This window comes from Streptomyces pseudovenezuelae (genome assembly GCF_029892565.1).
In the GTDB taxonomy this organism is placed as follows: domain Bacteria; phylum Actinomycetota; class Actinomycetes; order Streptomycetales; family Streptomycetaceae; genus Streptomyces; species Streptomyces pseudovenezuelae_A.
Genome location: NZ_JARXVH010000006.1, coordinates 68,397 through 81,827, shown reverse-complemented (window position 1 = coordinate 81,827; position 13,431 = coordinate 68,397). Strand labels below are relative to the sequence as shown.

The 13,431-nt window shown below is 70.0% G+C and carries 16 protein-coding genes; 1 reads left to right on the top strand and 15 read right to left on the bottom strand.

Annotated elements, in window-relative coordinates; translation table 11 throughout:
* Nucleotides 1–179 precede the first annotated feature (179 nt).
* The 12 genes from M2283_RS20310 to M2283_RS20255 form a co-directional block, all read right to left on the bottom strand.
* Nucleotides 180–347 carry a hypothetical protein gene (locus M2283_RS20310; protein ID WP_280877725.1) on the bottom strand — a complete coding sequence of 56 codons (168 nt, stop codon included), beginning with the start codon at nt 345–347 and terminating at the stop codon, nt 180–182.
* A gap of 20 nt (nt 348–367) precedes the next feature.
* The gene (locus M2283_RS20305; RefSeq protein WP_280877724.1) at nt 368–1,495 is read right to left on the bottom strand and encodes a hypothetical protein; all 1,128 of its coding nucleotides are present in this window, start codon (nt 1,493–1,495) and stop codon (nt 368–370) included.
* Entirely contained in the window at nt 1,495–2,496 is a 1,002-nt protein-coding gene (locus M2283_RS20300) for a hypothetical protein (protein ID WP_280877723.1), read from the bottom strand. Before M2283_RS20300 ends, M2283_RS20305 begins: the two co-directional genes overlap by 1 nt.
* 25 nt (nt 2,497–2,521) lie before the next feature.
* The gene (locus M2283_RS20295; RefSeq protein ID WP_280877722.1) at nt 2,522–3,604 is read right to left on the bottom strand and encodes a hypothetical protein; all 1,083 of its coding nucleotides are present in this window, start codon (nt 3,602–3,604) and stop codon (nt 2,522–2,524) included.
* A 39-nt stretch (nt 3,605–3,643) separates the two neighbouring features.
* Nucleotides 3,644–4,501: a phage distal tail protein gene (locus tag M2283_RS20290; RefSeq protein ID WP_280877721.1), complete on the bottom strand. Its 858-nt coding sequence runs from the start codon at nt 4,499–4,501 to the stop codon at nt 3,644–3,646.
* Nucleotides 4,498–5,697: a phage tail protein gene (locus tag M2283_RS20285; RefSeq protein WP_280877720.1), complete on the bottom strand. Its 1,200-nt coding sequence runs from the start codon at nt 5,695–5,697 to the stop codon at nt 4,498–4,500. The genes M2283_RS20290 and M2283_RS20285 overlap by 4 nt, the downstream gene beginning before the upstream one ends.
* 50 nt (nt 5,698–5,747) lie before the next feature.
* Complete coding sequence (locus M2283_RS20280; RefSeq protein ID WP_280877719.1) at nt 5,748–6,584, bottom strand: hypothetical protein; 837 nt, start codon at nt 6,582–6,584, stop codon at nt 5,748–5,750.
* 13 nt (nt 6,585–6,597) lie between these two features.
* Nucleotides 6,598–6,768: a hypothetical protein gene (locus M2283_RS51655; protein WP_348538916.1), complete on the bottom strand. Its 171-nt coding sequence runs from the start codon at nt 6,766–6,768 to the stop codon at nt 6,598–6,600.
* 242 nt (nt 6,769–7,010) lie between these two features.
* Entirely contained in the window at nt 7,011–7,301 is a 291-nt protein-coding gene (locus M2283_RS20270) for a hypothetical protein (RefSeq protein ID WP_124002523.1), read from the bottom strand.
* Between the two features lie 78 nt (nt 7,302–7,379).
* Nucleotides 7,380–7,955 carry a phage tail protein gene (locus tag M2283_RS20265; RefSeq protein ID WP_280877718.1) on the bottom strand — a complete coding sequence of 192 codons (576 nt, stop codon included), beginning with the start codon at nt 7,953–7,955 and terminating at the stop codon, nt 7,380–7,382.
* A 185-nt stretch (nt 7,956–8,140) separates the two neighbouring features.
* Nucleotides 8,141–8,548: a hypothetical protein gene (locus M2283_RS20260; protein WP_280877717.1), complete on the bottom strand. Its 408-nt coding sequence runs from the start codon at nt 8,546–8,548 to the stop codon at nt 8,141–8,143.
* Nucleotides 8,545–8,727: a hypothetical protein gene (locus tag M2283_RS20255; protein ID WP_280877716.1), complete on the bottom strand. Its 183-nt coding sequence runs from the start codon at nt 8,725–8,727 to the stop codon at nt 8,545–8,547. Before M2283_RS20255 ends, M2283_RS20260 begins: the two co-directional genes overlap by 4 nt.
* 257 nt (nt 8,728–8,984) lie before the next feature.
* Here M2283_RS20255 and M2283_RS20250 point away from each other — a divergent pair, with 257 nt between their 5' ends.
* Nucleotides 8,985–10,001 (top strand): DUF3533 domain-containing protein, encoded by a 1,017-nt coding sequence (locus M2283_RS20250; RefSeq protein ID WP_280877715.1) that lies wholly within the window; start codon nt 8,985–8,987, stop codon nt 9,999–10,001.
* Nucleotides 10,002–10,168: 167 nt separating this feature from the next.
* Here the strand turns inward: M2283_RS20250 and M2283_RS20245 are convergent, their stop codons facing one another.
* The 3 genes from M2283_RS20245 to M2283_RS20235 all read right to left on the bottom strand — a co-directional run bounded on the left by M2283_RS20245 (nt 10,169) and on the right by M2283_RS20235 (nt 13,428).
* Nucleotides 10,169–11,251, bottom strand: a complete 1,083-nt coding sequence (locus tag M2283_RS20245) for a S1 family peptidase (protein ID WP_280877714.1) — start codon at nt 11,249–11,251, stop codon at nt 10,169–10,171.
* A gap of 233 nt (nt 11,252–11,484) precedes the next feature.
* Nucleotides 11,485–12,345 (bottom strand): slipin family protein, encoded by an 861-nt coding sequence (locus tag M2283_RS20240; protein ID WP_280877713.1) that lies wholly within the window; start codon nt 12,343–12,345, stop codon nt 11,485–11,487.
* Nucleotides 12,346–12,531: 186 nt separating this feature from the next.
* Nucleotides 12,532–13,428, bottom strand: coding sequence for a S1 family peptidase (locus M2283_RS20235; protein WP_280877712.1), 897 nt, complete (start codon nt 13,426–13,428; stop codon nt 12,532–12,534).
* Nucleotides 13,429–13,431: the final 3 nt, after the last annotated feature.

Sequence of the window (13,431 nt, the reverse complement as noted above, 5' to 3'; positions counted from 1 at the left end):
ATATCGTCGTCGCACGTCCGTTCGATTACTCTAACCCCATCAGCACCGGTCAGCGACCTCGGACTCGAACACATCACCGATTCTCTGGAGGGTGAGTGATGGCTAAAACGGGACTGCCCCGCCATCTCCCGGGCGGGGCAGAGCACTTGAGAGGTCGACGACAGAAAGTGACGATAGAACTACTTTTCGTGACGCTCCGAGGCCTGTTCGGATTCATCGGCTCCAGGAGTGTCCGTCTCCGCTGTCGCGTTGCCCGTCGTGCGCTGGGCGGTCTCCAGGGCGTGCAGGCGGCGCTTGATGTCACGGAGTTCGGTGAGGAGGGTGTCGGGGCGGTTGATCCTGGTCACGGTGTGCTCCTGGTTCGAGGTCAGGGGGTGTTCGTGGCGGGTGTCACGGTCAGCTGAACCTGCTCCTCCCCCGCGTCGCTGCCCGGGGTGACCTCGATCCCGGTGATCCGTACGTCGAAGTGGGTGCCCTCCGGGAAGAACACGTCCTTGATGACGACGGTGGCGTCGTCGCCCACCTGGTAGGAGCCGAGTACGGGTTCCAGGTCGGCGCGCACGGTCAGTTCGGGCAGGACGACGGGGGCCGACACGGCGGCGAGGGCCGAACGGGCCTGGGAACGAAGGATGTTGACGTCGGCGAGCTGGACGTAGGAGACCTCGGTCTCGGTGAGCGGCCGTCCGGTGGTGCGGTCCTCGGCGACGGCGACGAGCTGGCTGGTCTCGCGCTGCTCGCCGAGGGCGAAGACTCGGGTCGCGGTGGAGGCGCCGTCGACCGGCCAGGCGTAGCCGATGAGGTTGGCTCCGTACTCCCACACGTGCGGGGTGCCCTGCTGGCCGAGGTGGGGGGTGCCGACGCGGAGTCTGCGGACGGGGCGGCCGTCGGTGCCGTACGCCATGTCGAAGAGGAAGTCGGGGCCGTCCTCCAGGCTGGCCAGTTCGCGCAGCGCCTCGCCGGTGCTCTTGAGGCCGGCGCCGGGGTAGTCGAGGGTGCGGGTGATGCCGGAGGGGGCCGTGGACTCGGGGCGTATCCGGATGTCGCCGCCCGCGTGGGCCTGGGCGACGGCGACGAGGGTGCGGGCGATGTGGGACTGGTCGGTGTCGGTGAAGGAGACGTGGACGGAGGCCAGGTCGGTGGTGTTCGGGTCGAAGTCGGCGGGCAGGACGCGGCGATGGTCGAAGTAGGAGAGGAAGCCGGCCGCCCCGATCTCCAGGTGCTGGTCGGCGGAGGTGTACTTGGCGGTCCAGATCACCCCGCCCCAGACGAGGACGCCGTCGCGCTCGACGTAGAGGGCGGCCCGCCCGGGTTCGGTGAGTTCACGGGGGCGGTGGACGCTCACCCGGGGGTCGCCGAGGGGCAACCGGGCGCGGAACTCGCCGGCTTCGTTCAGCTCCGTACTGAACGTGGCGTCGTACAAAGGGAGTTCGTCGGTGATCGCGCCGGTGGCGAGGTCGGCGGTGTAGTAGGTGTAGCGGGTCGGGCGGGTGGTCACTAGCCCACCAGCCAGCTGGTGTTGAGGTAGAGCAGCTGATTGACCGGCAGCGGGGTGTCCTGGGGGAACACCGCCACGGAGCCGTCGGTGCGGACTATGAGTTCCAGGCCCCGCGTCACTCCGCCCAGCACGGTGTACCAGTGGTGCCCCATCGTCGGGCGGAAGCCCGCCGGGACGTTGATGACGGTGATCCCGTTGCCCGCGACGGCGACGGAGGTGCGGATGGCGCCGCGCATGTGGACGAGGGAGCCGATCCGGCGGACGGCCGGCGTCTCGCCGTTGTAGACGGTCCAGTTGGTGAGGAGGGTGAGGGTGGTCCAGCCGGTGTCGTCGTTGACCGCCCGCCAGCCCGCCGAACTGTCGTACCACTCAAGGTGGTTGGTGTCCCAGCGGTGGATGTACATACCGCTGTAGGGGTAGGCCGGCCGGCCGGCCTCGCCCCAGACCCGCAGGATGCCGCCGGCGCCGGTGGTCCAGACGCGCAGGTCGTCGATGTCGCCGGCGGCGATCGACGTGGCGTTCTTCGCGACCCTGATCCGGGCGAGCGGGATGAAGTCGCCGGTCACCGCCGGGTCGGTGGGGGTGGCGGCGGCGGTTCCCTTGACGAGCTCGACGGTCATCGCGGTGGTGGTGTCGCCGTACTGCGCGTCGCGCTGCCGGGCGATGATCAGGTCGTTGCGCGGGTTGGCCGAGTCGGCGGGGTTCGTGCCGAGCGCGTCGAGGGTCTTCTGCTGGTCGAGCGTGACGAGGTAGGCGCCGGTCGCGGTGGCCCTGGTCCCCTGGATCACGCCCTGGAAGGGGCTGACGGTGACCTTGCCGGACACGGTGGCGGTGGGCTGGACCCTGGCGGGGTCGGCCGTGGCCGGCCGGATGCCGCTGCGGGCCTGGACCGGGCTTGCCCCGGGCGCGGCGAGCACGCCGGTGGCGAGCCGGGCGTCCTCCGCGTCGACGACACCGCCGGAGATCCAGCCGGAGTCGCGTTCTGGGGTGGGCGTGCTCATGGAAGTGCCTCTTCCGGTCGGAGGGTCACGGGACGGGGAGGGCCAGGACGCGCAGGCCGGTGTAGTGCGCGGCGGCCGAGAACACGGCCGCGGTGCCGGTCGTGACGCCGCCGCCCCGGCCGAAGTACTGCGTCAGCACCAGCGGAGTCGTCGCGGGGAGCAGCCGGTGGCCGGTCGCGACGCTGGTGATGATCTTCGTAGGACCGCCGTGGAAGCAGGCGAGGGCCGAGACCGCCCCCTCCTGTCCGCGCACCACGTGGTCCCACCGCTCGTCGGTGCCCGAGGTCTGCACGGTCACCTGCGCCGTGATCTGGAGCATCCGGGGGTAGGGCGCGGCCGGCACGGTCACCTGGTTGAAGGTGTACGGGCTCGCGCCCGCCGAGCCACCGGTCTGCGGCCAGCCCGTGTCGGCCGGGCCGAAGAGCTGGACGGCGCCGGTGGCCGCGGGGCGCCAGCCGGTCCCGGCGCGGACGAGGTCGAGCCCTGTCTCGAGGTCGTACAGGCGCTGTCCGGAGTAGCCGTCGGCCGGCAGGGACTCCTGGGCCTGGAGGGGAAGTACGCCGCCTGCGGCGACGGTGTAGGCACGCAGGTCCCTGATGTCCGCCGGGGTGATCGCCCCCGCGTTCGCCCGGACGGTGAGCTCGGCGAGCGGCAGCCAGTCGCCGGTCACGGTGGGCGCGACCGGTGTGACCGCGGGCGTCCCGGGCACGACCCGCACGAGCATGCCGTCGCTCTCGTCGCCGTACTGCCGGTCGGTCTGCTGGGCCACGACGAGGGCGATCCGGGGGTTGGACGAGTCCGCCGGGGCGGCGGTGAGCACGTCGAGGGTCTTCTGCTGGGCGAGCGTGATCAGATACGCGCCCGCGGCGGAGCTGCGGGTGCCCTGGATGACGCCCTGGAAGGGCCGTACCGTCACATTGCGCGAGGGAGTCGAGGTCGCCTCGACGTTGCCGGGGCTGCCGGGTCCGGGTCTGATTCCCGTGCGGGCGGCGATCGGGTTGCCGGGGTTCGCGGACGCCGCGGCGAGCACGCCGGTGGCGAGGCGGGCGTCCTCGGCGTCCACGACGCTGCCGGAGAGCCATCCGGAGTCGCGCTCGAAGTCAGCCATGCGGGGCGTTCCTTCTGTAGCCGTTTGTCGGGGGCGGTCTCAGAGCCAGGCGTCGCGCCACTCGGCGGTCAGCCGGGCGGCCGGGGCGTAGTCGCGGGCGCGGAAGAGGACGGGCGTGGCGCCCGGCCGGAACGGGAACCAGTCCGAGCCGGGCCGCAGGGTGGAGCGGCGGGAGGCCGTGCCCTGGAGCAGGACCGAGCGCGCGTCGGTGTCGATGAGCAGGAACTCGCCTTCCTGGAGGGTGAGTTCGAAGGCGAGTTCGTCGCCGGTGGCGGTGTTGGTGATCACCGGCTGGACGCAGGGCCCGGCAATCCGCCAGACCGGCCAGGTGGGCGCGGTGCCCGCGTTCTCCAGCAGCAGCCGGCCACCGGAGGAGCCGGACCCGAAGTTCAGCGGGAAGGAGAGCGGGAAGCTGACCCCGCCGCTGGAGGAGGGCAGCGGACAGGTGCTCGCGTTCAGCCCGTACGAGTACCGCAGCGGGTCCGGCGCGGTCATGGTCAGGGAGAACTCGAAGCCCGACTTGCGGTCGACGATCTTCGTCTCGGCGCTGAGGCGGACCAACGCCCGTCGGGTGCGGTGCGGTTCGGTGACGACGAGCGGCAACAGCGTGCTGCCGTCGGCGAGTACGGCGGCCAGCCGGTCCTTGGCCGCTTCCCGCACCGCCCGTTCGGGGGTGACGGCGGTGCCCTCCAGGGTGATCACGCGCGGGCCCCGGTAGGAGGGGGCGTCGAACGCGCCGTGCCGCTCGGGGCGGTCGATCAGGGTGAGCCGGACCGGCGGGGTGGCGGCCCAGCCCTGCTCGCTGGTGACCCACCATTCGACGCCGGTGTCGTCGACGGTGTTCCCGGCCCAGCCGTCCACCTCGAACACCGGCTGCTGGAGCTGCTGTCCGGTCATCGCTTGGCCGCCCAGGCGAGTTCGCGGGCGGTGATCCGGCCGATCTCGTACTCGGACTGGCCGGGGCGGGGGTGGACGTTGACGGTGACCGGCGCGGACGCGGCGGCGCCGGTGCGGATCGCCGACCGGGCGCCCGCGGCTCCGGCGAGGCTGTAGCCGGGGCCGATCACACTGCGCGCGGTGGCGGTGGCGAGCCGGCCGGCGGCGCCCGCGACACGGTTGCCGGCGCCCTCCATCCCCAGGGCGAGGCCTTCGCCGATGTCCCCGCCGAAGCCCATCATCACCTTCGACGGGGAGGAGATCCCGAGGGCGCTGCGGATCGGCCCGGGGATCTTGTCGACGATGAAGTTCTTGACGGCGGAGAGGACGGCGGAGGCCTTGTCGCGGATGCCGTTGATGAGGCCCTGGACGATGTCACCGCCCATGTTCCTCAGTTTGCCGGGCAGTTCGGCGAAGAAGCTCACGATCTTCCCGGGCACGCTCCGCAGGAAATCGACAACGGAGTTCCACTTGTCGACGATCCAGTTGCGGACCGAGCCGACCGCCTCCTTGATCCGGTCCCAGTGCTTCACGATCGCCAGCACGGCGATGCCCACCGGGCCGGTCAGAATGGCCACCAGCAATGGCCAGTTGGCCTTCAGCCAGGTGACCACGTTCTTCCCCGCGTCGACCAGCCACCGGATCGCGGTCGACGCCGCTTTCATGGCCGCCCCCACCACCTGGCCGATGATTTTGAACGCCGCCTGCATGACGGCCTGCACGGTCTTCGACTGCATCGCCATGTCGATGAGCTTGGTGATGAGGGGCATGATGAGGGAGAGGATCGCGCCCATGATGTTGGCCTTCATCGCGGTGTTCAGGCCGCGTTGGGCGGTGGTCGCGGTCTTCAGTCCCTGACTGAACCGGCTGAAGAGGCCGCCGCCCGACGCCGCGCTGCGGCCCGCCCGCTGGACATCGGCGGAGGCGACCACGGCGGCGGTCCGCATCTGGTTGAGACCGGCGCTCGCCTGTGTGGCCGAGGTCCGCAGCCGGCCGGTGGCCGTGCTCGACTGGGTCGCCGCGTTCTTGAGCCGGTCGACGGAACCGGTGGCGCCGGTGACCGCGGTCCGCATGCGCGTGACGGCACCGCCGGTGTTGGTGGCGGCGGACCTCATCTGGTTCAGCGCCCGGGTGACCGATACGAGTGACGTCTGCATGGTGGGTTGGCTCCGTCGGTGTCGCCGTTGGGGTCGGTGTCGTGCGGTCGCTATCGACGCAGGGTCTGTTCAAGGGAGTTGAGGTCGTTGCGCAGCCCCTGGATGGACCGCCCCGCCCCCCTGGCACTGCCCTCCAGCTCACGGACCTGCTGCATGCCGTCCTTGACCTCACGGTCCAGGGTGCGGACTTTCCTGAGAGTGGCCTTGAGATCTCCCTCGGCCTCCCTCGTCTTGACGAGTACGTGTCTGCGCAGGTCTCTGATCTGCTGCAGGGCGTTCCTGCCGCTCTGCTCCGCCGAGTGGGCCACCCGGTTGGCGGTCCTGAGGCCGGCTCGCACGACGGCGACCTGCTCGCGCACCCGCTGGTCGCCTGCGTTCGCTGAGCGCCGGACCTCTCTGGCGCTGGTGGTGATGCGCTCCTGGACCGCGCTGATCGCCGCCCTGATGTTCCTGTCGGTCCGCACCAAGTCCGCGAAACGGCCGTCGATCACCCGGTCCCGGTTCCTCTGCTCGCGGTCCTCCAGGATCTTGTTGAGGTCGAACACGGCCTTCTCGTGTTTGAACAGGCTGTACTCGAACTGCCCCCCGGCAATACCGACCTGGAGGCCAGTGGCCTCGACCTTGCCGCCGACCGCCTCGGCCTTGCCGCCCACGGTCTCGGTCTTGGCCGCGATGTTCTCGTGGTCGTAGTGCTGGGCCTCCTGCTGCGCCTTCCAGGAAGTGATCTCGGTCTGGACGGCGTTCTTGAACTCCGCCGGAATGCTGGAGGCGGCCGCGAGCTGCTGCTTGAACCGGGCGGCGAACAGAGCCGGTGTCCCGCCGGGGTTGTCCTCCAGCTTCTGGACCCTGGCGTTCAGTTGGTCGACCAGTTCCTTGATGTCGCTCAAGTGCCGGTTCCTCTCATCTCGGCGAGCTCAGGAAGGCCACGATCTCCGCCGCCGACGCTCCTTGCTCCACGGTCGGCGGGGTCTCCTGCTCAGGAACCTCGGTGGCACCGTCGCCCGGCCTCGGCACCGCCTCCGGATAAGGCGCCGGCTCCGTGTCCTCGTCGCGGTTGACCGTGGCGAACATCCAGTTGGCGACGGCCAGTTGGTCGACGACCGACGCCAGCAGGTGGTCGGTGATCGTCCAGTCCGCCTGTTCGCCGTGGACGGCTCGGGCGAAGGACGAGTCGGCCGGCAGGTGTTCGGTCAGGACGCGCAGCCGGCGGGAGGAGAGACGGCCCCGGTGCCAGTCGAGGAGGTCGACGCCGTAGTGGCGGAGCAGGTCCGCCTCCAGGGCCTCGGCATGCTCGTCGACCAGCGCGCCGAGGCTCAGCCTTCCCCCAGCGTCATCCCCGTCTCGCTGCCGTACGCCTCCAGGATCGCGGAGACGTCCTGGACGCTGACGTCGTACTTGCAGAACCGCTCGAACTGCTCGGGTCCAAGGAGCAGCGCGAGCAGACCGTCGATGTCGTTGTCCTCCAGCGTGGCGATCTGCTTGGCGATGCTGCGCGGGAACTCGGTGGGCAGGTGGAAGACATCCGTGTCCACCTCGAACTCCCAGTCCTTCCCGAGGGTTTCGAGGCGCTGGGCGCGGGCGGCGTTGACGTTGAAACGGGCCATGAGGGGTCGGGCTCCTTGCGGGACGGCTCAACAAACGGGTCAACAGGCGTGCGGGGGGCGCGGAGTCAGGCCGCGGAGTCAGGCCGCGCTGAAGCTCGGGTCCTTCATCAGGAACGTCGCCAGCGGGGCGCCGTCCACCGTGGCCAGCGCCGTGAACGTCACACCGAGCTTCACAGGGGCCGTGCGGACGAGGGAGATCTCCTCCGTCTCGGTCACCTGGCCGCGGGCGACGATCATGCGGTACCTGACCTCGTCCCCGTCGGTGAACTCCAGCCCGAGCATGCGCTCGTCGAACTTCGGCTCGGCCGCCAGCTCGTACTTGTAGAGCCCGGACCCGGTCGCCGTCTCCTTCACCTTCCCGCCGCCGAAGAAGAACGGCAGGGTGTCCTCGTTGAGTTGGAGGAGCTGGAACTTGAAGCTGAGGTCGCGGTCGGAGTAGACGAACCTCGCCGAGCTGACGCTCTGCCAGGTGTCGACGGGGTCCAGCTTGTCCTTCTTGGAGATCTTGACCCCGTCGGTGGTGGTGTAGCCGAGGTCGCTCCAACCGGCGCCCCAGGCCGCGGCGGTGTCGGCGGGCGGGGCGGTGGCGAGCGGGGCGATGAGAACCCGGCCGCTGCCCGCGACCCTGATCTCCTTGGCGTTCATTCCGGCCATCACTTGCTCCTTGATGGGAGTGGGACATGACGTGCTACGGACGTGGTGCGGACCTGCAAAGGCCGTGGTGCGGAGGTACTGCGGATGTGGCGCGGGCCGTGCGCGGGACCGACCCGGCACCCCCGCCCCGCGCCGAGGGGACGGACACGCATCCCGCACCGGAAGTGGTGCGTTCAAGGCGGCCGTCAGGCCGGGCGGACCACCAACCGGGTCGTCGAGACATAGCGGTTGGCGGTGGCGTGCCGGTAGTCGGGCAGCCAGCGCGGGCCGTCCTCCTCGACGACGTCGACCACGGTCGCCTCGGCGTACACCGCTCCCCGGAGTTGGAGCATCAGGGCGCGGGCGACGAGGGAGACGGTGTGGGCCGCGGGCTTGGACGGGCCGTACACCTCCAGGTCGACCAGCGGGTTGTCCAGGCGGGGATCCTCCGCCCAGGCACCGCCGACCCGGGAGACCAGCACGGCGCGCTGCGTGCCGTCGAAGCCGGAGGGCGGCTGGACGTCGACCAGGACACCCGCCAACTCGCTGCGGTCCTTGAGGAGATCGACGACCAGCTGTTCCACGTCGGGGAAGGTGATGTACGGCTCGCTCATCCCCGGGACTCCGCCTCGGCCTCCGGCTCACCCTCGGAATCAGGTTCAGGCTCAGGCTCGGACTCCGGCACGGGGCGCGCGATCACCCCGAGCACTCCCCGCGCGGTCGGGTCGTCCACCTCGACGACATCGCCGGGCTCGTGCCCGTTCCACCAATAGGTCAGCTCGACCTTCTGCACAGCGCTCCCCCGTTGCTCGGCTGCACGACTCCCCCGCGGAGACCGACGACGGCGAAAGCGAACTGATGAATGGTCAACTTCTGTCGCTTCCGCCCGAGTTGGCGCCCCCGGGGCCCCAAATGTAACCAGCGCCCCAAGAGCAGCGTGAGTCGCGTAATGTTTCGAACAGATAACGATCACATAGAACGTATGTACGGCAACCATTCGGCCGTCCCCCACCTGCGGAAACCGCCGCCCCCACGGACCCTGGGGGGGGCATGACACAGAACGACAGCTTCCTCGCCGAGGTGAAGGACGCCGTCACCCCGCGGGCCACCCTGCTCGTCCTCGGCGTGGTCGCCCTCCAGCTGCTGTTCATCGCCTCCTACGTGGGCGCGCTGCACAACCCGAAGCCGAAGGACGTGCCCTTCGGGGTGGTCGCGCCTCAGGCGGCGGCCCAGCAGGCGGTGACCCGGCTGGAACGGCTGCCGGGTTCGCCGTTCGACCCGCGCACGGTGACCGACGAGGCGACGGCCCGGAAGCAGATCACGAACCGGGACATCGACGGGGCGCTGATCGTCGACCCGGCCCGGACCACCGACACGCTCCTGGTCGCGAGCGGCGGCGGTACGGTCCTCGCCACCACCCTGGAGAAGTACGTCACCACCCTGGAGACCTCCCAGCAGCGGACGGTCCGGACGGTGGACGTGGCCCGGGCCTCCGCCCAGGACTTCGACGGACTGTCGTCGTTCTATCTGGTCGTCGGCTGGTGCGTCGGCGGTTACCTGTGCGCCTCGATCCTCGCGATCAGCACCGGCGCCCGGCCCGCCAACCTGCGCCGCGCGGTGATCCGGCTGGTCGTGATGGCGCTGGTGTCGATCGCCGGCGGGCTCGGCGGCGCGGTGATCGTGGGGCCGATCCTGGGCGCGCTGCCGGGCAGTGTCCTGGCCTTCTGGGGGCTCGGCGCGCTGATCACCTTCGCGGTCGGGGCGGCGACGCTCGCGCTCCAGGGGGTCTTCGGGGTCGTCGGCATCGGCCTGGCGATCCTGCTCGTGGTGATCGCGGGCAACCCGAGCGCGGGCGGCGCCTTCCCGCTGCCGATGCTGCCGCCGTTCTGGAAGGCGATCGGCCCGGCGCTGCCGCCGGGTGCCGGGACCTGGGTCGCGCGCTCGATCGCGTACTTCAAGGGCAACGACACGACGGCCGCCCTGCTGGTCCTGTCCGCCTGGGCGGCGGCCGGCATCGCGATCACGCTGCTGGCGGCGGGGCTGCGCAGGGAACGCGCCGCGGACTGAGCCTCCGTAGCGCCCCTTCTCCTACGCACTCTCCGCAGCGCGTCTCCCTCAGCACGCCCGCCTCACCCCACCGCCCTCGGGTACGCGAAAGTCCCGCCCCTCGCGCGCGGGGCGGGACTTCACTTCACTTCATGACCGCAGGTCAGGACCGTTCGGGTCGGGTCGGGTCAGCCGATCTCCGCGCCGAAGGTCGACAGCGCCTCCGTCACCGGCTGGAAGAACGTCTCCCCGCCGGAGGTGCAGTCGCCGCTCCCGCCGGACGTGAGGCCGATGGCCGCGTCCCCGTCGAAGAGCGAGCCGCCGCTGTCGCCGGGCTCGGCGCAGACGTCGGTCTGGATGAGGCCGTTGACGATGTCGCCGTTGCCGTAGTTCACGGTGGCGTCGAGACCGGTGACCGTGCCGTCGTGGACCTGCGTCGTCGACCCGCTGCGGGTCACCTTCTCGCCGACGGTGGCCGCCGCGGCGTGCGTGATGTTCTGCGCGGAGCCGTTGTAGAGGTCGACCTCGCTCGGGTGGTCCACGTCGGACGTGTATTTGACCAGGCCGAAGTCGTTGTCGGGGAAGCTGGACTGCTCGTTGGTGCCGATCTGGTTGCCGCTGGAGTCGGACCAGGTGGAGATCGCCTCGGTGCAGTGCCCGGCGGTGATGAAGTACGGCTGGCCGCCCTTGACCACGTTGAAGCCGAGCGAGCAGCGCCCGCCGGAGCCGGTGATCGCGTCGCCGCCCGCGATGAAGGGCTTGAACTCCCCCTTCGTGCGCTGGAGTTCGGCCACCGTGCCGAGCCCGTCGACGACCTTGCCGAGCTTGGTCCACTCGGCCTTCGAGACCGTGCGGTCGGCGGTGACGACGACCTTGTTGGTGGTCGGGTCGGTCACCCAGGAGGTGCCGGGGATGGTCGCGTCCTGCTTGAGCGTCGTACGGGCGCCCTTGAGCTCGGCGAGGGAGTTCTCGACGAGTCTGGCCGTGGCGCCGGCCGCCTCGACGGTCTTGGCGGCGGTCTCGTCGAGGACGTTCACGACGAGGCTCTTCTGCTGGGCGTCGTAGTACGTGCCCGCCGCGTCGGTGCCGAGATCCTGGCCGAGCGTCGAGGCGAGCTTTCCGGCCGCCACGGCCGTCAGGGTGTGCGGCGCGGAGTCCTTCGCGGGCTCGCTGGCGTTCGCAGTCTGGAAGGTGACTCCCGCGGCGACCAGTGCGGTGACACCCGCACCTGCGATGGCCACACGCCGCCTGGGTATGCGTCGGTGCTTCAACTCACGTCCTCCTGTGGGGGGTTCGGCCCGGGAGATTGTGGGGACCTCGCGGACCGGAAGGCTGGTTGACGGGCGCCTACTATTCCGAGGTGCACAGGGAGCACACAAGGTCGAGTTCAGGACGCGCGTAGAACGACGGCGTGCGCGCCCCCGCCCGCAACCCTTCGCAGTCGCCCCAGGAAAATTCGCACTGCAAACACTACGGGCGAGTAACTGGCGTCATAGGGTGAGGATCAGTCGTGGCTTGAATTCGACTCTCCGGAGGTCTGCGGCAGTTGCGGCGGCTCCTGAGCCTGCGGTTGCACCTGGGGCTGCGGCTGTTGTGGCGCCTGCGGCGGCTGCGCCCTCTCCAGGAACCGCAGCAGCTCCACCGGGAACGGCAGCACGAGCGTGGAGTTCTTCTCGGCCGCGACCGCCACCACGGTCTGCAGCAGGCGCAGTTGGAGCGCGGCCGGCTGCTCGGACATCTCCTTGGCGGCCTCGGCCAGCTTCTTCGAGGCCTGCAACTCGGCGTCCGCGTTGATGACCCGGGCCCGCCGCTCACGGTCCGCCTCGGCCTGCCGGGCCATGGACCGCTTCATCGTCTCGGGCAGGGAGACGTCCTTGATCTCGACGCGGTCGATGGTGACGCCCCACTCCACCGCCGGGCTGTCGATCATCAACTCCAGCCCTTCGTTGAGCTTTTCGCGGTTGGAGAGCAGATCGTCCAGCTCGCTCTTGCCGATGATGGAGCGCAGCGAGGTCTGTGCCATCTGCGCCACCGCGAACCGGTAGTCCTCGACCCGGACGATCGCCTCGGCCGCGCCGGTCACGTTGAAGTAGACGACGGCGTCCACCCGCACCGTGACGTTGTCCCGGGTGATGCCCTCCTGGGCCGGCACCGGCATCGTCACGATCTGCATGTTCACTTTGCGGAGCTTGTCCACGAACGGGACGATCATCGTGAACCCCGGTCCCCGCACCTCGGACCTGAGCTTGCCGAGGCGGAACACCACGCCTCGTTCGTACTGTTTGATGACGCGCGACGCGGCCATCACGTACACCGCTCCGACGGACGCGAGGGAAGCTCCCGCCGCCACCAGCTCCTCGACCATGCCGGCCCCCAGGGTCCCGAGTGGGCGTTACAGAGGAGTTCTGCCTGACTTCGACGGTAACTCCGGGGTACGGACAAGGGCGAGCCCCCGCACGCCAGTTGCGTACGGGGGCTCGCCTGCCGCCGGCTGCGCTGTGCACCTGGGCTCGTCAGCCGAGGCACATTCCAGAACTTTTCCGCGGCTTGATCAGCCGACGCTCACGCCGTAGTAGCTCAGCGCCTCGGTGACCGGCTGGAAGAAGGTCGTGCCGCCGGAGGAGCAGTTGCCGCTGCCGCCGGAGGTCAGACCGTAGGCCACCGAACCGCCGTACAGCGGACCGCCGCTGTCGCCGCCCTCGGCGCAGACCGTGGTCTGGATCATGCCGTAGACGACGTCGCCGCTGCCGTAGTTGACGGTGGCGTTCAGGGCGGTGACCCGGCCGCTGTGGGTGCCGGTGGTGGAGCCGCGGCGGTAGACGGTCGTGCCGACGCTCGGCGTGGCCGCGCTGGAGATGGTCTGGCTGCCGACCGCGCTCGGGTGGGCGACCGAACCGGTGTACCGCACCAGCGCGAAGTCGTTCGTCGGGAAGCTGTAGCCCACGTTGGTGCCCAGCACCGTGGTCTTCGCGGAGTTGGAGTACCAGGTGGAGGCGACCTCACCGCAGTGACCGGCGGTCAGGAAGTAGTACGTGCTCCCGCTGTGCACGTTGAAGCCGAGGGAACAGCGGTAGGCGCCGCCGTAGATGGCGTCGCCACCGGTGATCAGTTTCTTGAACTGACCCGCGGTGTGCTTGATCGTGAGGGCACCGGAGTCGCCGCCGGCCTGCGCCTTGATCTTGGCGATCTCCGTCGTGGAGACCGTGCTGTCGACGGTGACGACGACGCGGTTGGTCTTGCTGTCGACGGCCCAGGCGGTGCCCGGGACATCGGCCTTGAGCACCGAGCCGCTGACGCTCTTGAGTTGCGCCGTGCTGAAGGGGGTGACGGTGGACGCGTTCGCGCTGGGGACCGCGAACGAGGCGGCGGCCACGAGTCCGGTGGTGACGGCGATCAGCGGGGTCCGTCTCGAAATGCCGCTGCGCGGAGTGGTGCGCTTGATCCTCACTTG

Bases quoted from the DNA above. Each gene is read 5' to 3' on its own strand.
- M2283_RS20300 (WP_280877723.1), bottom strand. From the start codon at position 2,496: ATGAGCACGCCCACCCCAGAACGCGACTCCGGCTGGATCTCCGGCGGT.
- M2283_RS20295 (WP_280877722.1), bottom strand. From the start codon at position 3,604: ATGGCTGACTTCGAGCGCGACTCCGGATGGCTCTCCGGCAGCGTCGTG.
- M2283_RS20290 (WP_280877721.1), bottom strand. From the start codon at position 4,501: ATGACCGGACAGCAGCTCCAGCAGCCGGTGTTCGAGGTGGACGGCTGG.
- M2283_RS20285 (WP_280877720.1), bottom strand. From the start codon at position 5,697: ATGCAGACGTCACTCGTATCGGTCACCCGGGCGCTGAACCAGATGAGG.
- M2283_RS51655 (WP_348538916.1), bottom strand. From the start codon at position 6,768: ATGTTCGCCACGGTCAACCGCGACGAGGACACGGAGCCGGCGCCTTAT.
- M2283_RS20270 (WP_124002523.1), bottom strand. From the start codon at position 7,301: ATGGCCCGTTTCAACGTCAACGCCGCCCGCGCCCAGCGCCTCGAAACC.
- M2283_RS20265 (WP_280877718.1), bottom strand. From the start codon at position 7,955: ATGGCCGGAATGAACGCCAAGGAGATCAGGGTCGCGGGCAGCGGCCGG.
- M2283_RS20260 (WP_280877717.1), bottom strand. From the start codon at position 8,548: ATGAGCGAGCCGTACATCACCTTCCCCGACGTGGAACAGCTGGTCGTC.
- M2283_RS20250 (WP_280877715.1), top strand. From the start codon at position 8,985: ATGACACAGAACGACAGCTTCCTCGCCGAGGTGAAGGACGCCGTCACC.
- M2283_RS20240 (WP_280877713.1), bottom strand. From the start codon at position 12,345: ATGGTCGAGGAGCTGGTGGCGGCGGGAGCTTCCCTCGCGTCCGTCGGA.